This window comes from Actinoplanes sp. NPDC051633 (genome assembly GCF_040681735.1).
Classification (GTDB): domain Bacteria; phylum Actinomycetota; class Actinomycetes; order Mycobacteriales; family Micromonosporaceae; genus Actinoplanes.
Genome location: NZ_JBFAZH010001210.1, coordinates 1 through 2,284, shown reverse-complemented (window position 1 = coordinate 2,284; position 2,284 = coordinate 1). Strand labels below are relative to the sequence as shown.

The window sequence follows — 2,284 nt, the reverse complement described above, 5'->3', positions numbered from 1 at the left end:
GTTCACCGGAGCGACGAGAACCTTCACCGTCACGGCATGATCACCCGGATCCGTCCCTCGATCCGGGGAATCTGACGGCCGGCGCTTCCCTTTTCGCCAGGCGTGCGGGCCGTGCCGGCGCCCACCCGCACCGGGCGCCGGACGGACAGCGGGTCGGCGGCGCGGCTGTCGCGCCCGAGGCATGGCCTGCGACGACAGCCTGCGGGCGGAGGTCGGCGGGCGGGCCGTTGCCGAGAGGTGACGGCCCGTTCGGCCTTTTCTGCCGGCCGATCGACGGACCAGTGCGGGGCGAACTGCGCTAAACGGGCAAGCTACCGTGCGTCGTGCTCAAAACCCGAATTCGTGCAAAGGCCGCGGTTCGCCGACTGCTGATGGTCGGCGTCGCCACCGCGGTGGTGGCCGCCGGTGGTGCGGCGCTGGCCGAGGTGGTCGGGTCCGACCCGGTCACGTCCCCGTCGTTCAACGGCCCGGTGTACGCGGTCGCCCTCCGCGGCGAGACCGTCTACGTCGGCGGCAACTTCACCGCGGCCGTGGTCAACAACAAGTCCGTCGCCCGGACGCGGCTCGCCGCCTTCGACGCGCGTACCGGAACTCTGCTGCCCTGGGCGCCGGCCGCCGACGCCAACGTCCGCGCCCTCGCGGTGGACGGCACCACGGTCTACGCCGCCGGCGACTTCGACAAGATCTCCGGCACGGCCCGCGACTCGGTGGCCGGCATGGACGCCGTCAGCGGTGCGCTCACCCCACTCAAGCACACGGTCGTCGGCCAGCCCAACGCCCTCGCGGCCGGCAACGGCAAGCTCTACGTCGGTGGGCGGGTCACCTCGATCGACGGGGTCGCGCGCGCGAACGTCGCCGCATTCACCCTCGCGACCGGCGCGCTGGACGCGTGGGCGCCGACCACCGACGACGTGGTCAACGCCGTCGCCGTGCACGGCACCCGCGTCTACCTCGGCGGCGCTTTCCACAGGACCAACAACACCAGCTCGATGCTGCGGCTCACCCGGGTCGACGGCGTGACCGGCGTGCTGGACAAGACGTTCGTGCCCAAGCCGGTGTCGCAGGTGATCGGCCTGACGGCCGACGATTCCGGGGTGTACGCGGCCCTCGGCGGCCAGGGCGGCCGGGCGATCGCGTACACGGCGGCCGGCGCGACCCGCTGGACCCGCGTGTTCGACGGCGACGCCCAGGCGGTCACCGTGCTGGACGGCGTCACCTACGTCGGCGGTCACTTCGACAAGGCGTGCACCACCACCAACAACGGCGTGAAGGGCGTGTGCATCGACGGCTCGGTGCCGCGTGTGAAGCTGGCCGCGGTCGACGCCCAGGGCAACCTGCTCGACTGGGCGCCGCAGGCCAACGGCGTCGCCGGCGTACGCGCCCTGGCCTCCTCGACGGCCCTCGGCACGGTGAGCGCGGTCGGCGACTTCACCACGATCGGCACCGCCTCCCGCAAGCGGTACGCCTCCTTCGCCATCGCCCGCCCGGAGAACACCCCGGCGCCGGCGAGCGACTACGTGGCGTCGTACAACTTCGACTCCACGACCGCCGACGGCACCTTCGACGACGGCTCCGGCAACAAGCACCTGCTGCGCGCGGTCACCCGCAACGGCGGCGCGGTCAAGATGGTCGCCCACGGCAACGGCCAGGCGCTGGCCTTCCCGGCGAAGTGCGCCGGCGCGACGTGCCCGAAGCTCGTACTCCAGTCGGCCGACACCCCCGACCTCAACCCGGCGGCGGGCCCGCTGCGCTACGGCGCGTCGGTGCTGCTCGACCCGGCCGAGGCCGGTGGCGGCGAGAACGTCCTGCAGAAGGGGTACGCGGCCGGCGGCGGCCAGTACAAGCTGCAGGTCGACGGGGAGTCGGGCAAGCCGAGCTGCACGATGAGCGGCAAGACCGAGACGACGGTGCACCTCGCGCGCAGCCGTGACTCGATCGCCGACGGCGAGTGGCACACCCTGGAGTGCCGCCGCGCGGGCGCGACCCTGGCGATCGTGGTCGACGACCAGGTCAAGACGAGCGTGGCGATCCCGGAGTCGCTGTCGGTGGTGACGACGCAGCCGCTGAGCCTGGGCGGCAAGGGCGTGGGCCAGGACAACGACCAGTTCCACGGCAAGCTCGACGACGTCTGGGTCAAGGTCGGCTGATCCATCCGCCGATCGACCGGCTGACGACGAGGGCGCTCCCCGGCCGGGGAGCGCCCTCGCCGTCGATAGACTCGGCCGATGGAGCTGGTCGAGCGCGAGCATCTGCTGCGCGCTCTCGGCGAGTACGCCACCGACGC

1 protein-coding gene is annotated in these 2,284 nt (G+C 72.5%); it reads left to right on the top strand.

Annotated features, from left to right (window positions below):
- The first annotated feature begins 323 nt into the window (after positions 1 to 323).
- Positions 324 to 2,147, top strand: a complete 1,824-nt coding sequence (locus AB0M20_RS39110) for a LamG domain-containing protein (protein ID WP_364306068.1) — start codon at positions 324 to 326, stop codon at positions 2,145 to 2,147.
- Positions 2,148 to 2,284 lie beyond the last annotated feature (137 nt).